The organism is Embleya sp. NPDC001921 (genome assembly GCF_053594475.1).
Genome location: NZ_JBSFEO010000021.1, coordinates 142785 through 161364, shown reverse-complemented (window position 1 = coordinate 161364; position 18580 = coordinate 142785). Strand labels below are relative to the sequence as shown.

Here is an 18580-nt window from a genome sequence, read left to right as displayed (position 1 = left end):
TGGCGAGGATTCCATCGGGGGAGATGACGTCGATGTTGAACGAGCGGCTGTTGGACGACGCGACGCGGTGTCCCGGCTGTGCGGGGGCGTTGGGGATTCCGCGCACCGAGCGCTGCCACCGGTGTGCGATCCGGCTGAGCGGGCCGGAGGCTGACCGGTTGTGGCGGCTCGGCGTGTCGGCGGCGCAACTTCTGCGGCAGCGCGAAGCACTGCTTCAGGGGATGCGCGCCGAGGCGCACCGGGCGGTCACGCGCCCGCCCCTGGTGCCCGCGGCGACACCGCCGCCGACACCGGCGTCGGAGGCGGCGCCGGTGCCGGTGCCGCCTCCGACGCAGCCGCAGCCGCAGCCGCCCGCACCGGTGTACCCGCCCGTCCCCACCCAGCCGCCCGCGGCCCGCCTGCGCGAGATGGCCGAGGTCGGGCGGCGCCGGGTGGCCCGGATCGTGCTGGGCGCGGGGGTGCTGCTGGTGGTGCTGGCCGCGCTCGTGTTCGTCGCGGTCACCTGGAATCGCACCGGCACCGGCGGCCGGGCCCTGGTGATGGCGCTGGCCCTGGTGCTGGCCGCGGCCGGCACCGCGGTCGCCGAGCGGCGCGAACTGCCCGCGACCGCCGAGGCGATGGCCGCGCTCACCGTCGCGATGGGCCTGCTCGACGGCTACGCGGCCTGGGCCGCGGACCTGGCCGGGCTGCGCGACGGGAGCGCGGTGCCGGCCTTCGCCGGCACCATGCTCGCGGTCGGTGGTGCGGCGGCGCTGGGCTCGATGGTGGCGCCGCTGCGCGCGTTGCGGATCTCGGCGGCGGTGCTGCTCCAGGGTCCGCTGCCGTTGGTGATCGCGTGGTTCGGGGTGGGCCGCTCGTCGCTGTTGCCGCTGGCCGTCGGGCTCGGGGTCCAGGCCGCGGTCGACGTCGCGCTGCTGAGCCGGGTCTACGCCCGGGCCGCGCGCGGGCTGCGGATCGTCACCGAGGTCGGCGTGCTGAGCTACTGGCTGACGGCGGTCGTGCTGACCTTCGTCGAGGGTCCGAGCGGCGCGGCGGCGGCCACCATGCTGGGGCTCGCCGCGATCGCCGGCGGGATCGCGTTCGCGCTGCGTGGCTCCCCCGCGGTGCGCCACCTGGCGTCCGGATGCGCGATGGCCGGCTCGCTCGCGGCCGTGGCCCTGCTGTCGGCCACCCGGCCCACCGACGACTCGGACCTGCCGATCGCGTGGACGGGCGTGGGCCTGCTGATCGTGGTCCTGCTCGCGATGGCGCCGCTGTTCGCGGTGCCGCGCGCGTTCCGGGCCGGGCCGCTCGCGGTGCTCGCGCCGCTGACGGCGGCGCCCGCGTTCTGGGTGATCGCGGCGCCGGTGGTGGCGCTGGTGGGCCCGCTGTCCTGGCCCGGCCGCGCGTGGAGCCTGGACTCGGCCGGCGCGGGCGGGCGAAACGCGGTCCTGCCGGACGGTGCTTGGGACTTCGGCCTGGCGCCGCCGGTAATGCTGCCCCTGGCACTGCTGGTGGCGCTGACCGCGGTGACCCTGCTGCGCGGTCGGCCCGGACGTACGCCGGCCCTGGTGGCCGGCGCGGTCGCCGTCGAGGGGTTGCTCGTGGTCCTGCCGCCGGCCCTGGATCTGCCGTTGTGGGCGGCGCTCGGCTGGCACCTGGTGGCCGCCGCCGGGTGGGCCCTGACCGGGCGGGTACGCCCGTGGCTGCCCCTCGTCGGCCTCGCGCACGGTGTCGTGGCCCTCACGTGGGCGACGGCGCACCCGCTGACCTCGATCACGGTCTGGGCCCTGGGCGCGGCCGGCCTCACGCTCACCGCCGTCCTGTCACCGGGACGTCCCTCGCCGGAGCCGAACCGGGCGACCACCGAGGCGAACGCCGAGGCCAACCCCGAGGCGAACACCGACGCGAACACCGAGGCAAAGGCCGAGGCGAACACCGACGCGACATCCGACCACCGGGCATCCGACCAAGCGACCACCAATCACCGGAACAAGCACCGATCGCCCGCCGCCGAGGACTCGACCACCGACCCGTTCGCCCCGCCCCGGGATCGCCCCGACGGCGACCGACCCGCCGCCGACCATCCCGGCGCCGACCACCCGCCTCGCCTCACCTTCGACCCCGCGCTCCTCCGCCCCCTCGTCCGACCGATCGCCGCCGGCCTCGCACTCGCCGTGGCCGGTACCGACGCCGCGATGGCGGCACACCACGCGGGCGCCGCGCCGGCCACGACCGGCCTCGTCCCCGCCCTGTTGTGCGCGCTGGTCACGCTGATCGCGATGGCGCCGCGCCCGACGTCCACGACCACCCGTGCGCTGACCCTGGTCGGCGGCGCCGGCTGGGCGATCGGCCTCCTCGCCGCGGCGCCCGCCCCGGTCCCGTTCGCGGTGGGCCTGGCCGCGGCCCTGCCGACGTGCCTGGCCGGCGCGTTCCGCGACCTGCCGAGCACCCGGCCGGGCTGGGCCGGCGCGGCCTGCGTGTGCTGGGTCGCCGCGATCGCGGCCGGCGCACACGCGTTCGGCGCCGATCGGCCCGGCACCGCGCACGCCGCCGTGATCGCCGCCGCCCTGCTCTTCCCGCTCGCCACCGTGCCCGCCGGTCGGCCCGCCGTCGCCCTGGGGATCGAGGGCACGGCGGGCGCGGCCCTGCTCGTCGCCCTCCTGGCCGGCCGCACGACCTCGCCCGTCCCGTTCGCGATCGCGGCGGGGGCCACCCTGTGCGGCGCGCTGTTCGGTCGCACGGTGCTGCGGCCCGCGTGGGCGCCCGCGACCGCCGTCCTGCTGTACGCCACGACGGCGGCCACGCTGCACCGGCTCGACGTCGGGGTGCCCGGTCAGGCGGTGGCCGGCGCGTGCGCGGCGGCGATCCTGCTCGTGGTGGCCACCCGTCTGCACGATCTGCCCGGGGCCGCGCTCGCGATCGAGGCAGTCGCCGTGATCGCGGCGGGCCTGTCGATCACGCAGGCACACGGCCTGCTGCCGGTCGCGCTCGCCGTCGTCACCGCCGGCACCCTGCACAGCGCGGTCCGCGGGCACGGCGAGGCACGCCCGATCTGGGCGCCCGCCGGCGTCGCGCTGTTCACCGCGACGGTGCCGGCCACACTGCACCGCCTCGGCGCCGCGCCCACCGTGTCCGTCCTGGCCGCGGTCGGCACCGCCGCCCTCCTGTACGTCGCCGCCGCCCGATTCCCCCGCCGCGACGCCGCCGCCGGCCTCGCGACCGCGCTCGTCGCCGCGTGCTGTGTGCTCGTGGCCGCCGTCGCGACCCTCGTGGTGGCCCCCGAGCAGATCTGGCTCGCCCTGGCCACCGCCGGCGCGGCCGCCGCGACCACCCCGGACGGACCGTTGCGCGCCGCGGCCCGACCGACCGCCGTGTCGCTGCTGTTCGCCGCCTACTGGTTGCGGCTGGCGCTGCTCGGGGTCACCCACCCGGAGGCGTACACGATCCCGCTGGGCCTGGCCCTGCTGACCGAGGGCTTCCTGCGCCGGCGTGCCGACCCGAAGACCACCTCGTGGGCCGCCTACGGCGCGCCGCTCGCGGTGCTGCTGCTGCCCTCGCTGCCGCTCGCGCTGAGCCGGGACGAGCCGATCCGGCCGAGCCTGCTCGGCGCGGCGGCGATCGCCACGCTCCTGGTCGGCGCGCGATTCCGGCTCCAGGCACCGCTGTTCCTGGGCGCGGCGGTGCTGGCCACCGTCGGCCTGGTGCACCTGCTGCCGCACCTGGCGCCGGTGTACGACGCGGTGCCGCGCTGGGCCGTGCTCGGCACCGCGGGCATCCTGCTGATCGTGATCGGCGCCGGCTACGAGCGCCGGCTGCGCGACCTCAAGCGCCTGCGCCGCGCGGTGGGACGACTGGGGTAGGCCGCCGACGGGGTCGGCTCAGGTGAGCGCCCGCAGTTCGTCCAGCACCTCGGACACGCACGCCGGGTCGGCCCGATAGGGCAGGTAGAACCCGAGGCGGTCGGCGACCCCGTGGGCACGCGAGGCCAGTTGGGCCGCGACGTCCTTGGGATCGCCGATCGCCACCACGCGACCCAGCAGTGTGTCGTCGACCGCGTGCGGGATGTCCGACCAGCGGCCGGCCCGGATCAGCGCGTGCAGTTCGGCCTGCAGCGGCCCGTAACCCTCCACGTCGAGCACCGGCCGGTAGGCGGGCGTGGAGGCGTAGAACGCGACCATCGCCCGGGCCCCCTTGATCGCGGCGCGCATCTCCTCCTCGGTCCGCCCGGCCGCGACGATCACGTCGAGCATCACCGAGAACCGCTCCCTGGCGCGCTGGGACAACACCAGGCCGTCGGTGACCGCGTCGGTGACCGGGCCGCGCACGAACAGGTCGGTGTTGAGCGGGTGTACGAGCAGCCCGTCCGCGTGCTCGGCGACCATGGTGATCATCCGCCGGCCCACCCCGCCCGCGAGCAGCGGCGGCAGCCCGTACGGGTTCGGCCCCGGTCGCAGCGTCGGCGGCATCAGCGTGAGGTCGAAGAACTCGCCGTGGAAGTCCAGCGGCGTCTCCCGCTGCCAGCACGTGAGCACCGCACGGACCGCGCGCAGCGTCTCGGCCATCCGGGCCACCGGGCGCGACCACTTCGCGCCGTACCGGCGTTCGATGTGCGCCTGGATCTGGGTGCCCAGGCCGAGCCGGAACCGGCCGTGCGAGGCCAGGTGCAGGTCGTAGGCGGTGTGCGCGAGATGGGTGGGGCTGCGCGGGAAGGCCACCGCGATGTTGGTCATGATGTCCACGTCCGCCGCGGCGGCGGGCACCAGCGGCAGGAACACGTCGGTGGGGCCCTCGAAGGTGAACACCCCGTCGAAGCCCGCCTCGCGCAGTTCCCGGGCCCGCTCACCGGCGCGGGCCAACGGCGCGTCCAGCAGCGTGTCCACGGGCAGCGGTCGTCGTGCGCCCGCCTTCGGCGCGTGCGCACCGCTCTCGATCCGGTCCACCCTCGTCGCCCACCCTCCGGATCACCTGCGTGTCGCGCGTGTCGGCGCCCGAAGCACAAGTACGCCATACGCGATCAAGGATCAAGACGCACGAAGGGCCCGACGGCACGCCGTCGGGCCCTTCGTGTCCAGCAGTCCAGCGATACAGCGCGTTCGAGTCGCGTGACTCGCTCAGCCCTCGATGGGCTCGGCGGTCAGCATGCCCGAGTTGATCTCGCGAAGCGCGATCGACAGCGGCTTCTCGTGCACGTGCGTGTCCACGAGCGGACCCACGTATTCCAGCAGGCCCTCGCCGAGCTGCGAGTAGTAGGCATTGATCTGCCGAGCACGCTTCGCCGCGTAGATGACGAGGCTGTACTTGGAGTCGGTCGCCTCCAAGAGCTCGTCGATGGGCGGGTTGATGATGCCCTCGGGTGCGGTGGAAGAAGCTGACAAGGCGGGGGCCCTTCGAAAAGCTGTGAAAGCTGTGGGTGAAAGTCGGGCTGCCTGGTGGCTATCGGGCAGCCCGGACGATCAAGATACGTTCATCAAGGCTAGCAGTTCGCGTACGACGTCTTCGACGGACGTGTTGACCAGCGTCATGTCGAATTCGGATTCCGCGGCCAACTCGACCTTCGCGGCGGCCAGGCGCCGCTCGATGACTTCCGGGGACTCGGTCCCCCGGCCCACCAGACGGCGGACCAGTTCGTCCCACGAGGGCGGGGCGAGGAACACCAGGCGTGCCTCGGGCATCGCCTGCCGTACCTGCCGAGCGCCCTGCAGGTCGATTTCGAGCAGGGTGGGAACGTCGGCGTCAAGCCGTTCGAGCACGGGCAGTCGCGGGGTTCCATATCGGTTCCCGGCGAATTCGGCCCATTCGAGCAGTTCATCGGAAGCGATCAGTTTGTCGAACTGATCGCCGTCGGTGAAGTGGTACTCCACACCGTCGGTCTCCCCTGGACGGGGCTTTCGTGTGGTCGCGGACACAGACAGCCAAACCTCGGGGTGACGGCGGCGCAGGTCAGCGACCACCGTGCTCTTGCCGACCCCGGAGGGGCCGGAGAGCACGATGAGTCGACGGGTGCCGTGCACGTTACGGGGATCGGAGCCGGCGCCCGGTTCAGGACGCGGAGCCACCGAATTCCCGTTCGAGTGCTGCGATCTGATTCGTGCCGAGACCGCGGACGCGCCGGGTCTCGGAGATGTTCAGCTTCTCCATGAGCTGCTTGGCGCGCACCTTGCCGACGCCGGGGAGGGACTCCAGGAGGGCCGATACCTTCATCTTGCCCACGACCGGATTGTCCTTGCCCTCCTTGATGACGTCGCTGAGCGAAGCACCGGAGTTCTTGAGCCGGTTCTTCACCTCGGCGCGCTCCCGCCGAGCCGCAGCGGCTTTAGCGAGCGCATCCGCGCGTTCTTCGGGGGTCAGGGGTGGGAGAGCCACGCCGTGTCACCTCGGACTTCGTTGCGATCCTCAAGGCCGCCCGGCTCGGACGGCCACCAACAAACAGTGGAACCTAGCTGGTCAGAGCGTTCGCGGCAACGCGCGACACTCCACCGGGCCGGCTCACGAGGGAGCCTAGTCGGCGAATCGGTCCGCGTCGCCCGAATCGATGGGAAAAGCCCGGCTACCTGCGACAAAACCCGAACCTGACGGAGCGTCGGGCGCCTGCGGGGCGGTCGCCGGACCCGACGGCGCCTCCGTACCCCCTCCCGGCGCCCTTGCGCCCCGGGGCGAGCGTCGGGTCGGATCGGCACGGGTCGAGACGACGGGCCGAGACGGCGAAGGCGAGCGCCGGGCCGGGCGGCAACGGCGCGATCGGCCCCGCCCGGAACGGTCCGCACGTACGAGCGGCCGCTCCGCGAGCACGCCGAACCGCCGCAACGGCCCGAGAGCGCCTTCGGAGCGCCCCTGGGCCGCGTCCGGCACTCCCGGCGCTCCCGGGTGCCGGGCGCCCGGTCCGGGGCCACACGCACGCCACAGCGGCATCCGCGAGCCGACGCACGCGCGCGGGCGAGGGCCGGCGATCGGGCCCGGTCCCACCCGCGCGCCGCCGCGATCAGCGCGTCGCCAGCGCCGCGCCGATCTCCCGCGCCGCCTCGCCGACATCCGCCGCACCCGTGATCGGCCGCCCGATCACCAGCAGGTCCGCGCCGTCGGCCAACGCCTGCTCGGGCGTGGCCACCCGGCTCTGGTCGCCGAGCGCCGCGCCCGCCGGCCGCACCCCCGGGGTGATCAGCACGATGCCCGGGCCCACCTCGGCCCGCACCGCCGCGACCTCGCGCGGCGAACACACGATCGCGCGCGCCCCGGCCGCGACCGCGAGCCCGGCCAGCCGCCGGGCCGCCTCGATCGAGGGGCCCGCCAGACCGATCGCCGTCAAGTCCTCCTCGGCCATCGAGGTCAGCACCGTCACCGCGACGATGTTCACCTCCGGAGCCGCGTCCGCCGCGGCCCGGATCATCGCCGTCCCGCCGCTCGCGTGCACGGTCAGATACCTCGGCGCCAGCCGCGCGACCGAACGCACCGCGCCCGCCACGGTGTTCGGGATGTCGTGCAGCTTCAGGTCCAGGAACACGTCCCGCCCGCCGCTGGCCTCCCGTGCGCCCAGGACAGCGTCCGCGCCGTCCCGCAGGAACACCTCCAGGCCGACCTTGACCGTACTCACGTGCGGTCCCGCGGCCTTCGCCCACGCGAGCGCGCGGTCGAGGTCGGGCGCGTCCAGGGCCACCGCCACGGGTGCGAGGTTGCTCATCGAAATCCCACTCTCGTCGACATCGAATATTCGTCCGGATCCGGGCCCGGACATGGCGATGCCGGCACGAACCCCGTCCGTACCGGCATCGCCCTCAGCACAAGCCGCTAACGATGCGCGTACCCGATCGCCGCCTCCAGCGAGCCGAAGCCGCGGGCGATCAGCGCCGCCCGCAGTTCGTCCAGGATCCGCACCGGCGCGGACGGGTCGTTGAAGATCACCGTGCCCACCGACACCGCCGCCGCGCCCGCGAGGATGAACTCCAGCGCGTCCAGGCCGGTGCGGATGCCGCCCATGCCGACGATCGGCACCTGCGCCATCTGCCCGTCCAGCATCGCCGCGTGCACCTGGTACACGCAGCGCACCGCGACCGGTCGTACCGCCGGGCCGGAGAGCCCGCCGGTGACACCGGCCAGGACCGGCTTCATCGTGTCGGTGTCGATCACCATGCCCAGCAGCGTGTTGATCATCGACAGGCCGTCCGCGCCCGCCTCCACGCACGCCCGGGCGATGTCCACGATCGAGGTCACATCCGGCGACAGCTTGGCCAGCACCGGCACCAGCGGGTCCGCCGCGTCGCGCACCGCGCGGATCACGTCGTAGGACGTGGCCGGGTTGCACGCGAACACCTGGCCCCGGTTGGCCACGTTCGGACACGAGATGTTGGCCTCGATGCCGACCACGCCGGGCGCGCCCTTGAGCCGCTCGGCCAGCGCCACGAAGTCGTCCACGTGGCCGCCCGCGATGGACACGATGGTGCGCCCGCCGCGGGCCGCCAGCCAGGGCAGGTCGCGCTCGACGAAGGCGTCGATGCCCGGGCCCTGGAGGCCGATCGAGTTGAGCATCCCGGACGGCGTCTCGGCCATCCGCGGGGTGGCCCGACCCGAACGCGGGTACGGCATGATCGTCTTGGTGACCACCGCGCCGATCGCGGCCGGCTCGAAGAACTTGGCCAATTCCTTGCCGTAGCCGGCGCAGCCCGAGGCCGTGGTCACCGGGTTCGGCAGCAGCGTCGAGCCGAGCCGGGTGGCCAGGTCGATCCCGCCGCCGGGCAGCATGATCGTGGACGGCGGCGGCTCGTCGAAGTCGCTCGCGTCCTCGTTGTCGGCGTAACCGCCGTACACGTCGGTCATCAGTGCGCTCCCATCGCCGCTGCGCCCTCGATGTCCGCCGGAATCGTGCCGGCGTCGTCCCAGCGCACCTTGGTGCCGTCGAAGCACGGCCCGTCCACACACGAGCGGACGAACCGGCTGACGCCGTCGTCGCCGACCACCGGGAGCACGCATGTCATGCATACCCCGACGCCGCACGCCATCGATTCCTCGACCGCGGTGAACACGCGCGCGTCGTGCGCGGTCGCCACCTCGGTGACCGCGCGCAGCATGCCCATCGGCCCGCACGCGTACACGACGTCCGCCGCCACCGCGGTGAGCACCTCGGGCAGTGGGCCGGTGACGAACCCGCGCACACCCTCGGAGCCGTCGTCGGTGGTGACCACGACGTCCTCGGTGATCGCGCGCGCCTGGTCCACGCCGTACAGCCGCGCGCCGGTCGCCGCGCCGAGCACGAAGGCGACCGAGCCGCCGTCGGCCACGATCCGCTCGGCGAGCGCGAACATCGGCGCGCTGCCGTAGCCGCCGGCCACCATCACCGCGCTGACCGGCTCGGCCGGCAGCGGGAACGGCGTGCCCAGCGGCGCGACCACGTTCACGCTGTCGCCCACCCGCAGCCGGGCCAGCTCGCGGGTGCCGCGCCCGGCCTCGGCGAAGACCACGTCGATCGTCTCCGCGCCCGGGTCGGCCCGGTGGATGGAGAACGCGCGGCGCAGCAGCATCGCCGAGTCCACGCCGCCGATCGCCACGGCGACGAAGTGGCCGGGTTCGACGCGGGCGGCGATCCCGGGGGCGCGCAGCACCAGGCGGTGGTACGCGCCCGCGGGTTCGCGGCCGACGATCTCCGCCTGCACCTGCAGGGGAAGTGCCATCGGTGTCGTCAGCCCTTTCGGTGGGACGTGATGTGGTCGGCGTGCTCCTGGAGCGAGCGCACCCCGATGTCGCCGGCGATCAGCGAATGGATGCCCTGGACCGCCGCGGCGAAGCCCTGCACCGTGGTGATGCTCGGGATGCCCCGGGTCACCGCCGCGGTGCGGATCTCGTAGCCGTCGAGGCGGCCGCCGGTGCCGAACGGGGTGTTGACGATCAGCTCGACCTCACCGTCGTGGATCATCCGCACGATGGTCGGCTCGCCGTTCGGGCCCGGGCCCTCGCTGTGCTTGCGCACGACCGTCGCGGGCACGCCGTTGCGGCGCAGCACCTCGGCGGTGCCCTCGGTGGCCAGGATCTCGAAGCCCATGTCGTGCATGGCCTTGACCGGGAACACCATCGAGCGCTTGTCCCGGTTGGCGAAGGAGACGAAGGCGCGGCCCTCGAGCGGCAGCGAACCGTACGCGCCGGCCTGGGACTTGGCGTAGGCGGTGCCGAACACCGCGTCGATGCCCATCACCTCGCCGGTGGAGCGCATCTCCGGGCTGAGCACGGTGTCCACGCCGCGGCCCTTGGTGTCGCGGAAGCGGTTCCAGGGCAGGACCGCCTCCTTGACCGCGATCGGCGCGTCCATCGGCAGCGTGCCGCCGTCGCCCTCGGCCGGGAGCAGGCCCTCGGCGCGCAGTTCGGCGATCGTGGCGCCGAGCGAGACGCGCGCGGCGGCCTTGGCCAGTGGCACGGCGGTCGCCTTGGACACGAACGGCACGGTCCGCGACGCGCGCGGGTTGGCCTCCAGGACGTAGAGGATGTCGCCGGAGAGCGCGAACTGGATGTTGATCAGTCCGCGGACCCCGACGCCGTGCGCGATGCCCAGGGTGGCCGCGCGCAGCCGCTTGATGTCGTGCCCGCCGAGCGTGATCGGCGGCAGCGCGCAGGCCGAGTCGCCGGAGTGGATGCCGGCCTCCTCGATGTGCTCCATGACGCCGCCGAGGTAGAGGTCCTCGCCGTCGTAGAGCGCGTCCACGTCAATCTCGATCGCGTCGTCGAGGAAGCGGTCGACGAGCACCGGGTGGTCGCTGACCAGACCGGCGTTCTGCTCCAGGTAGGTGGCCAGGGAGGGCTCGTCGTAGACGATCTCCATGCCGCGCCCGCCGAGCACGTACGAGGGCCGCACCAGCACGGGGTAGCCGATCTCGGCGGCGATCGCGCTGGCCTCGCCGAAGGAGAACGCGGTGCCGTGCTTGGGCGCGAGCAGGCCGGCCTCGGCCAGCACCCGGCCGAAGGCGCCGCGCTCCTCGGCGAGGTGGATCGCCTCGGGCGAGGTGCCCGCGATCGGCACGCCCGCGTCCTTGAGCTTTTGCGCCAGCCCGAGCGGGGTCTGTCCGCCGAGCTGGACCAGGACGCCGGCGACGGGTCCGGCCTGGGTCTCGGCGTACACGATCTCCAGCACGTCCTCCAGGGTGAGCGGCTCGAAGTAGAGCCGGTCGGAGGTGTCGTAGTCGGTGGAGACGGTCTCCGGGTTGCAGTTGACCATCACGGTCTCGTAGCCCGCGTCGTGCAGCGCGAACGCGGCGTGCACGCACGAGTAGTCGAACTCGATGCCCTGCCCGATCCGGTTCGGCCCGGAGCCCAGGATGATCACGGCCGGCTTGGTGCGCGGCGCGACCTCGCTCTCCTCGTCGTAGGACGAGTAGTGGTACGGGGTGCGCGCGGCGAACTCGGCGGCGCAGGTGTCCACGGTCTTGTACACCGGACGCACGCCGAGCGCCTGGCGCACCTCGCGCACGACCTCCTCGCGCATGCCCCGGATCGCCGCGATCTGCACGTCCGAGAGGCCGTGCCGCTTGGCCAGGCGCAGCACCTCGGGGGTCAGCTCGGCCGCGTCGCGGACCTCGCCGGCGATCTCGTGGATCAGGTACATCTGGTCCAGGAACCACGGGTCGATCCGGGTCGCCTCGAACAGCTCCTCGGGGGTGGCGCCGGCCCGGATGGCGTCCATGACCACGTTGATCCGGCCGTCGGTGGGCTTCTCGGCGGCGGCGAGCAGGTCCGCCTTGTCCCCGACCTCGGAGACGAAGTCGAACTGCGAGCCCTTCTTCTCCAGCGAGCGCAGCGCCTTGTTCAGCGCCTCGGTGAAGTTGCGGCCGATCGCCATCGCCTCGCCGACCGACTTCATCGTGGTGGTGAGGCGGTCGTCGGCGGCCGGGAACTTCTCGAAGGCGAAGCGCGGGACCTTGACCACGACGTAGTCGAGCGAGGGCTCGAAGCTGGCCGGGGTCTCCTTGGTGATGTCGTTGGGGATCTCGTCGAGCGTGTAGCCGATCGCGAGCCGCGCGGCGATCTTGGCGATCGGGAAGCCGGTCGCCTTGGAGGCCAGCGCCGAGGAGCGGGAGACGCGCGGGTTCATCTCGATCACGATCACCCGGCCGTCCTCGGGGTCGATCGCGAACTGGATGTTGCAGCCGCCGGTGTCCACGCCGACCTCGCGGATCACCGCGATGCCGATGTCGCGCAGCGTCTGGTACTCGCGGTCGGTCAGCGTCATCGCGGGCGCCACGGTGATCGAGTCGCCGGTGTGCACGCCCATCGGGTCGAAGTTCTCGATCGAGCAGACGACTACGACGTTGTCGTGCTTGTCGCGCATCAGCTCGAGCTCGTACTCCTTCCAGCCGAGGATGGACTCTTCCAGGAGCACCTCGGTGGTCGGCGACAGGGTCAGGCCCTGGCCGGCGATCCGGCGCAGGTCCTCCTCGTCGTGCGCGAAGCCGGAGCCGGCGCCGCCCATGGTGAAGGACGGGCGGACCACGACCGGGTAGCCGCCGAGCGTGTCGACGCCGGCGAGCACGTCGTCCATCGAGTGGCAGATCACCGAGCGGGCCGACTCGCCGTGCCCGATCTTCTCCCGCACCCGCTCGACCACGCCCTTGAACAGGTCGCGGTCCTCGCCCTTTTGGATCGAGTCGAGGTTGGCGCCGATCAGCTCGACGTTGTACTTCTCCAGCACGCCGTTCTCGCTGAGCGAGACCGCGATGTTGAGCGCGGTCTGCCCGCCCAGGGTGGGCAGCAGCGCGTCGGGGCGCTCCTTGGCGATGATCTTCTCGACGAACTCGGGGGTGATCGGCTCGACGTAGGTCGCGTCGGCGATCTCCGGGTCGGTCATGATCGTGGCCGGGTTGGAGTTGACCAGGATCACCCGTAGGCCCTCGGCCTTGAGGATCCGGCACGCCTGGGTGCCGGAGTAGTCGAACTCCGCGGCCTGGCCGATGACGATCGGGCCCGAGCCGACGACCAGGACGGACTTCAGGTCGCTGCGCTTAGGCACTCTTGGTCTCCATCAGCGTCACGAAACGGTCGAACAGGTAGGCGGAGTCGTGCGGTCCGGCCGCCGCCTCCGGGTGGTACTGCACGCTGAACGCGGGTCGGTCCAGCAGCCTCAGGCCCTCGACGACGTCGTCGTTGAGGCACACGTGGCTGACCTCGGCACGCCCGTACGGGGTGTCCGAGACGGTGTCCAGCGGCGCGTCCACGGCGAAGCCGTGGTTGTGCGCGGTCACCTCGACCTTGCCGGTCGTGCGGTCCTGCACGGGCTGGTTGATGCCGCGGTGGCCGTACTTGAGCTTGTAGGTGCCGAAGCCCAGCGCGCGCCCGAGCAACTGGTTGCCGAAGCAGATCCCGAAGAACGGGGTGCCCTGGGCCAGGACGGCGCGCAGCAGCTCGATCTGGTGGGTCGCGGTGGCCGGGTCGCCGGGGCCGTTGGAGAAGAACACGCCGTCGGGGGCGACGGCGTTGACCTCCTCCAGCGTGGCCGTGGCGGGCAGCACGTGCACCTCGATGCCGCGCTCGGCCATCCGGTGCGGGGTCATGCCCTTGATGCCCAGGTCCAGCGCCGCGACGGTGAAGCGCTTGGTGCCGATGGCCGGCACCACGTACGCCGTGTCGGTGCTGACCTGCTCGGCGAGGTCGGCGCCGGCCATCTCGGGGCTGGTGCGCACCCGCTCCAGCAGTGCGGCCTCGTCCGCGCGGGCGGCGTCGCCGGAGAAGATGCCGACCCGCATCGCGCCGCGCTCGCGCAGGTGGCGGGTCAGCGCGCGGGTGTCGACGCCGCTGATGCCGACCACCCCGTAGCGCACCAGTTCGTCGTCGAGCGAACGCCGCGAGCGGTGGTTGGAGGGCACTCGGGCGGGGTCGCGGACGACGTAGCCGGAGACCCAGATCCGGGACGACTCGGGGTCCTCGTCGTTGACGCCGGTGTTGCCGACGTGCGGGGCCGTCATCACGACGACCTGGCGGTGGTACGAGGGGTCGGTCAGGGTCTCCTGGTAGCCCGACATGCCGGTGGAGAACACCGCCTCGCCGAACGTCTCCCCCACCGCGCCGTAGGCGCTGCCGCGGAACGTGCGCCCGTCCTCGAGGACGAGCACCGCAGGCGTCGTGGCCCGTCCGGTCATTGCGGTCACGTGACCGATCCTTCCTGGTGGTTCTGTGGAGCGGTGCCGGCGGTAGCCGGCAGTTCCCCGGCGATCAGCCGGGTGATGGTCTCGATCCACGCGTCGTGGTCGTCCGGGTGATCGCCGCGGAAGCCGGAGTCGAGCGAGGTGTCGCCGTGCGTCCAGGTGATCACCAGCAGGCCGCCTTCGGGCAGCACCTTCCCGGCGATGCCCTTCTCGTGTCGCACGCCGGTGAGCGCCGCGGCGGGCACGAAGAAGTCGGTCGCGGCGGGCCGCTGGACCACCAGGCCGTCCGCGCGCAGGGTCAGCTCGACCGGGCTGCGGGTGCCCAGGCCGTGCGCGACCACGCGGTCGAGCCAGTCGCCGGCGGTGGTGCTGCCGAAGTAGCGGCCGACCAGCGGCGGCAACAACGGCGCTCCGCCGTCCTCGGGCGCGGTGGGCAGCGCGGGCAGCCCCTCCTGCCGCTTGCCGCGCTTCTTCCAGGCGCGCCACATCAGCAGGTAGACGCCGAGCACGAAGGCGACGCAGATGCCGATCCAGAGGATGCGGCCGCCCCAGTTCGTCACCTCCGCCGACTTCTGTTCGGTGGCGAGCAGCAGCAGGTCGTGGTGCGCCGTGCCTGAGGTCACGCGAGCTTCCCGTCGATCACCGTGGGTACGCCGCGCAGGAACGTGGCGACCACCTTGCCGGGCAGTTCCAGTCCGGCGTAGGGGGTGTTACGGCTGCGCGAGGCGAGTTCGGACGGTTCGACCGTACGCCGTGCGGCCGGGTCCACCAGCACCAGGTTGGCGGGCTCGCCGACCTCGACCGGGCGGCCGTGCCCGTCCAGTCGGCCGATCGCGGCGGGGCGCGCCGACATCCGGTCGGCGACGCCGGCCCAGTCGAGCAGGCCGGTGTCGACCATGGTCTCCTGCACGATCGACAGGGCCGTCTCCAGGCCGAGCATGCCCATCGCGGCGACCGCCCACTCGCAGTCCTTGTCCTCGCTGGGGTGCGGGGCGTGGTCGGTGGCGACGGCGTCGATGGTGCCGTCGGCGAGCGCCTCGCGCAGCGCGGTGACGTCGGCGGCGGTGCGCAGCGGCGGGTTGACCTTGTAGACCGGGTCGTAGCTGCGCACGAGTTCGTCGGTGAGCAGGAGGTGGTGCGGGGTGACCTCGGCGGTGACGTTCCAGCCCTTGGACTTGGCCCAGCGCAGGATCTCCACCGAGCCCGCCGTGGAGACGTGGCACACGTGCAGGCGCGAGCCGACGTGCGCGGTGAGCAGCACGTCGCGGGCGATGATCGACTCCTCGGCGACCGCGGGCCAGCCGCGCAGGCCCAGTTCGCCGGAGACGGTGCCCTCGTTCATCTGCGCGCCCTCGGTCAGCCGGGGCTCCTGCGCGTGCTGGGCGACCACGCCGTCGAAGGCCTTCACGTACTCCAGCGCGCGGCGCATGATCACCGCGTCGTCGACGCACTTGCCGTCGTCGGAGAACACCCGCACGCGCGCGGCCGAGTCGGCCATCGCGCCCAGCTCGGCGAGCCGCTTGCCCGCCAGGCCCACGGTGACCGCGCCGACCGGGTGCACGTCGCACCGACCGGTCTCCTGGCCGAGCCGCCAGACCTGCTCGACGGTGCCGGCGGTGTCCGCGACCGGGTCGGTGTTGGCCATCGCGTGCACGGCGGTGAAGCCGCCCAGCGCCGCCGCGTTCGCGCCGGTGGCGACCGTCTCGGCGTCCTCGCGGCCGGGCTCGCGCAGGTGGGTGTGCAGGTCGACCAGGCCCGGCAGCAGGATCTGCCCGGCGGCCTCGATCACGACGGCGCCGTCGGCGCTCAGGCCGGTGCCGATCTCGGCGATCACGCCGTCGCGGATGAGCACGTCCGACGCGTCGCCCCCGAGGACCTTGGCGTCCTTGATCAGGTACGTGCTCACTGGGTGCTCTCCTCGGTGCCGGTGCCGGTGCTGGTGTTCGAGGCGCTCGGGGCGCTGGGGGTGCTCAGGGCCGGTTCGTTGCCGCCCAGGAGCAGGTACAGGACCGCCATCCGCACGCTGACGCCGTTGGTGACCTGCTCGACGATGGTCGAGCGGGTCGAGTCGGCGACCTCGGCGGCGATCTCCATGCCGCGGTTCATCGGGCCGGGGTGCATCACGATGGCGTGCTCGGGGAGCATCGCCATCCGGCGCAGGTCCAGGCCGTAGCGGCGCGAGTACTCGCGCTCGGTGGGGAAGAACGCGGCGTTCATCCGCTCGCGTTGCACGCGCAGCATCATCACCGCGTCGCTCTTGGGCAGCGGCGCGTCCAGGTCGTAGGAGACCGTGCAGGGCCAGCTCTCCACGCCGATCGGGAGCAGCGTGGGCGGCGCGACCAGGGTGACCTCGGCGCCCAGGGTGGCCAGCAGGAGCACGTTGGAGCGGGCCACCCGGCTGTGCAGGACGTCACCCACAAGGGTGATTCGGCGGCCTTCGAGGTCGCCGCGCCCGCCGGCCAGCCTGCGCCGCATGGTGAACGCGTCGAGCAGCGCCTGGGTGGGGTGCTCGTGGGTGCCGTCGCCGGCGTTGACCACCGAGCCGCGCAGCCAGCCGGAGCCGGCCAGGCGGTGCGGCGCGCCGGAGGCGTGGTGCCGGATGACCACCGCGTCCGCGCCCATCGCCTGCAGGGTCAGCGCGGTGTCCTTGAGCGATTCGCCCTTGGAGACCGAGGAGCCCTTGGCGGAGAAGTTGATCACGTCCGCGGACAGCCGCTTGGCGGCGGCCTCGAACGAGATGCGGGTGCGGGTGGAGTCCTCGAAGAACAGGTTGACCACGGTGCGGCCGCGCAGCGTCGGCAGCTTCTTGATCGGCCGCTCGGCGATGTGCGCGAGTTCTTCGGCGGTGTCGAGGATCAGGATGGCGTCGTCACGGGTGAGGTCCGCGGCCGAGATCAGATGGCGCTTCACTGGCTACTTCTCCGCGTCGGTGGGGGCCGCGGCGGGGTCGGCCGCGCGGGTGCCGAGCAGGACCGCGTCGCGGCCGTCGTACTCGGCGAGGTGGACCTTGACGGTCTCGCGCAGCGACGTGGGCAGGTTCTTGCCCACATAGTCGGCGCGGATCGGGAGTTCACGGTGGCCGCGGTCGACCAGGACGGCCAGTTGCACCGCGCGCGGGCGACCGATGTCGTTCAGCGCGTCCAGGGCGGCGCGGATGGTGCGGCCGGAGAAGAGCACGTCGTCGACCAGCACGACGAGCTTGCCGTCGATGCCCTCGGCCGGGATCTCGGTGCGCTCCAGGGCGCGGGCCGGGCCGAGCCGGAGGTCGTCGCGGTACATGGTGATGTCCAGCGCGCCGACCGGGACCTTCGCGCCGTCCTCGATCGAGGCGAGCCGCTCGCCGAGCCGGCGGGCCAGTGCCACGCCTCGGGTCGGGATGCCCAGGAGCACGACGTCGTCGGCGCCCTTGGCGCGTTCGACGATCTCGTGCGCGATCCGGGTCAGTGCCCGGTTGATATCTGAGGTGTCCAGGACCGCGCGGGCGGTGGCCGGGTCGAGGTCCTTGGGACGGGCGGCCGACGTGCCGCCGGGGGTGTTGCCAGGTGCTGTCATGGAAAACAGACCTCCTTCCCCGTCTCACAGGACGGGCTTTAAAGGACGTCGGGGTACGTCCCTCACAGTATCAGCCAACATCATCAGTCTTTCGGCCGCCCGGACCGTTCGATCGAGCCGGGGCGAAAGCGGTGTAAAGGCACCTCTCACCTGCGCGAATCCGGCTTTGTAGGCCGTTCGGCTTGACGGACGCAAATTACTCTGCGTAACCTCACAATGAGTCACCACCGGGCCAAACGCGACAGTCGCGACGTGCCGAACCTCGCAGCTTCGGGGAGAGTTCGAGGTACAGAAAGCCGGCCCGGAGGTAGCCACCCCATCGGTTCGGCCAACCACCGGTGGACCTTCACGGTCAGTCACCTGTTTTGGGAGCGAGATGTCCAGCGACTACGCCAAGCAGCTCGGGGCGAAGCTCCGCGCGATCCGGACCCAGCAGGGCCTGTCCCTGCACGGCGTCGAGGAGAAGTCCCAGGGCCGCTGGAAGGCCGTCGTCGTCGGTTCGTACGAACGCGGCGACCGTGCGGTAACCGTGCAGCGCCTGGCCGAGCTCGCCGACTTCTACGGCGTCCCGGTCCAGGAGCTGCTGCCCGGCGGCACCCCCAACGGCGCGGCCGAGCCGCCGCCGCGGCTGGTTCTGGACCTGGAGCGGCTGCAGACCGTGCCGTCCGACCAGGCCGGTCCGCTGCAGCGCTACGCGGCCACCATCCAGAGCCAGCGCGGCGACTACAACGGCAAGGTGCTGTCGATCCGTCAGGACGACCTGCGCACGCTGGCCGTGATCTACGACCAGTCGCCGAGCGTGCTGACCGAGCAGCTCATCGGGTGGGGCGTGCTCAACCCCGAGGCCCGTCGGGCCGTGGACAGCCAGAACAACGCGTGACGAGCCGCTAGACGGAGCGTCACCGTAGCGGGCGGAAACGCCGAAGGGTCCCGAA

General features: G+C 72.7%; 15 protein-coding genes. 2 read left to right on the top strand and 13 right to left on the bottom strand.

What is annotated here, in order from left to right; translation table 11 throughout:
• Positions 1–23: 23 nt before the first annotated feature.
• Positions 24–3842, top strand: a complete 3819-nt coding sequence (locus tag ACWCPW_RS24755; protein WP_449763782.1) for a DUF2157 domain-containing protein — start codon at positions 24–26, stop codon at positions 3840–3842.
• An 18-nt stretch (positions 3843–3860) separates the two neighbouring features.
• On the opposite strand, the gene ACWCPW_RS24750 is transcribed toward ACWCPW_RS24755, so the two are convergent.
• The 13 genes from ACWCPW_RS24750 to pyrR form a co-directional block, all read right to left on the bottom strand.
• Positions 3861–4922, bottom strand: a complete 1062-nt coding sequence (locus ACWCPW_RS24750; protein ID WP_449763781.1) for a TIGR03617 family F420-dependent LLM class oxidoreductase — start codon at positions 4920–4922, stop codon at positions 3861–3863.
• Between the two features lie 171 nt (positions 4923–5093).
• Positions 5094–5357, bottom strand: coding sequence for a DNA-directed RNA polymerase subunit omega (rpoZ, locus tag ACWCPW_RS24745; protein ID WP_020551792.1), 264 nt, complete (start codon positions 5355–5357; stop codon positions 5094–5096).
• 78 nt (positions 5358–5435) lie between these two features.
• Positions 5436–5993, bottom strand: coding sequence for a guanylate kinase (gene gmk / locus ACWCPW_RS24740; RefSeq protein ID WP_395871862.1), 558 nt, complete (start codon positions 5991–5993; stop codon positions 5436–5438).
• 28 nt (positions 5994–6021) lie between these two features.
• Entirely contained in the window at positions 6022–6345 is a 324-nt protein-coding gene (mihF, locus tag ACWCPW_RS24735; protein WP_026218483.1) for an integration host factor, actinobacterial type, read from the bottom strand.
• Positions 6346–6961: 616 nt separating this feature from the next.
• Positions 6962–7657: an orotidine-5'-phosphate decarboxylase gene (gene pyrF / locus ACWCPW_RS24730; protein ID WP_449763780.1), complete on the bottom strand. Its 696-nt coding sequence runs from the start codon at positions 7655–7657 to the stop codon at positions 6962–6964.
• A gap of 107 nt (positions 7658–7764) precedes the next feature.
• Positions 7765–8790: a dihydroorotate dehydrogenase gene (locus ACWCPW_RS24725; protein ID WP_406299419.1), complete on the bottom strand. Its 1026-nt coding sequence runs from the start codon at positions 8788–8790 to the stop codon at positions 7765–7767.
• Positions 8790–9641 (bottom strand): dihydroorotate dehydrogenase electron transfer subunit, encoded by an 852-nt coding sequence (locus tag ACWCPW_RS24720; protein WP_449763779.1) that lies wholly within the window; start codon positions 9639–9641, stop codon positions 8790–8792. The genes ACWCPW_RS24725 and ACWCPW_RS24720 overlap by 1 nt, the downstream gene beginning before the upstream one ends.
• 8 nt (positions 9642–9649) lie before the next feature.
• Complete coding sequence (carB, locus tag ACWCPW_RS24715; RefSeq protein ID WP_449763778.1) at positions 9650–12961, bottom strand: carbamoyl-phosphate synthase large subunit; 3312 nt, start codon at positions 12959–12961, stop codon at positions 9650–9652.
• Positions 12954–14087 (bottom strand): glutamine-hydrolyzing carbamoyl-phosphate synthase small subunit, encoded by a 1134-nt coding sequence (gene carA / locus ACWCPW_RS24710; protein WP_449763804.1) that lies wholly within the window; start codon positions 14085–14087, stop codon positions 12954–12956. The genes carB and carA overlap by 8 nt, the downstream gene beginning before the upstream one ends.
• Positions 14088–14092: 5 nt before the next feature.
• Complete coding sequence (locus ACWCPW_RS24705) at positions 14093–14716, bottom strand: PH-like domain-containing protein (RefSeq protein WP_449763777.1); 624 nt, start codon at positions 14714–14716, stop codon at positions 14093–14095.
• A complete protein-coding gene (locus ACWCPW_RS24700; RefSeq protein WP_449763776.1) occupies positions 14713–15999 on the bottom strand; it encodes a dihydroorotase in 1287 nt (428 codons plus the stop codon). Before ACWCPW_RS24700 ends, ACWCPW_RS24705 begins: the two co-directional genes overlap by 4 nt.
• Positions 15996–17003, bottom strand: coding sequence for an aspartate carbamoyltransferase catalytic subunit (locus tag ACWCPW_RS24695; RefSeq protein ID WP_449763775.1), 1008 nt, complete (start codon positions 17001–17003; stop codon positions 15996–15998). The genes ACWCPW_RS24700 and ACWCPW_RS24695 overlap by 4 nt, the downstream gene beginning before the upstream one ends.
• A gap of 3 nt (positions 17004–17006) precedes the next feature.
• A complete protein-coding gene (pyrR, locus tag ACWCPW_RS24690; RefSeq protein WP_395871878.1) occupies positions 17007–17645 on the bottom strand; it encodes a bifunctional pyr operon transcriptional regulator/uracil phosphoribosyltransferase PyrR in 639 nt (212 codons plus the stop codon).
• Positions 17646–18021: 376 nt separating this feature from the next.
• On the opposite strand from pyrR, the gene bldD reads away from it, so the two are divergent.
• Positions 18022–18525: a transcriptional regulator BldD gene (bldD, locus tag ACWCPW_RS24685; protein WP_161356183.1), complete on the top strand. Its 504-nt coding sequence runs from the start codon at positions 18022–18024 to the stop codon at positions 18523–18525.
• Positions 18526–18580: the final 55 nt, after the last annotated feature.

Bases quoted from the DNA above. Each gene is read 5' to 3' on its own strand.
- ACWCPW_RS24755 (WP_449763782.1), top strand. From the start codon at position 24: ATGACGTCGATGTTGAACGAGCGGCTGTTGGACGACGCGACGCGGTGT.
- pyrF (WP_449763780.1), bottom strand. From the start codon at position 7,657: ATGAGCAACCTCGCACCCGTGGCGGTGGCCCTGGACGCGCCCGACCTC.
- ACWCPW_RS24725 (WP_406299419.1), bottom strand. From the start codon at position 8,790: ATGACCGACGTGTACGGCGGTTACGCCGACAACGAGGACGCGAGCGAC.
- ACWCPW_RS24720 (WP_449763779.1), bottom strand. From the start codon at position 9,641: ATGGCACTTCCCCTGCAGGTGCAGGCGGAGATCGTCGGCCGCGAACCC.
- carA (WP_449763804.1), bottom strand. From the start codon at position 14,087: ATGACCGGACGGGCCACGACGCCTGCGGTGCTCGTCCTCGAGGACGGG.
- pyrR (WP_395871878.1), bottom strand. From the start codon at position 17,645: ATGACAGCACCTGGCAACACCCCCGGCGGCACGTCGGCCGCCCGTCCC.
- bldD (WP_161356183.1), top strand. From the start codon at position 18,022: ATGTCCAGCGACTACGCCAAGCAGCTCGGGGCGAAGCTCCGCGCGATC.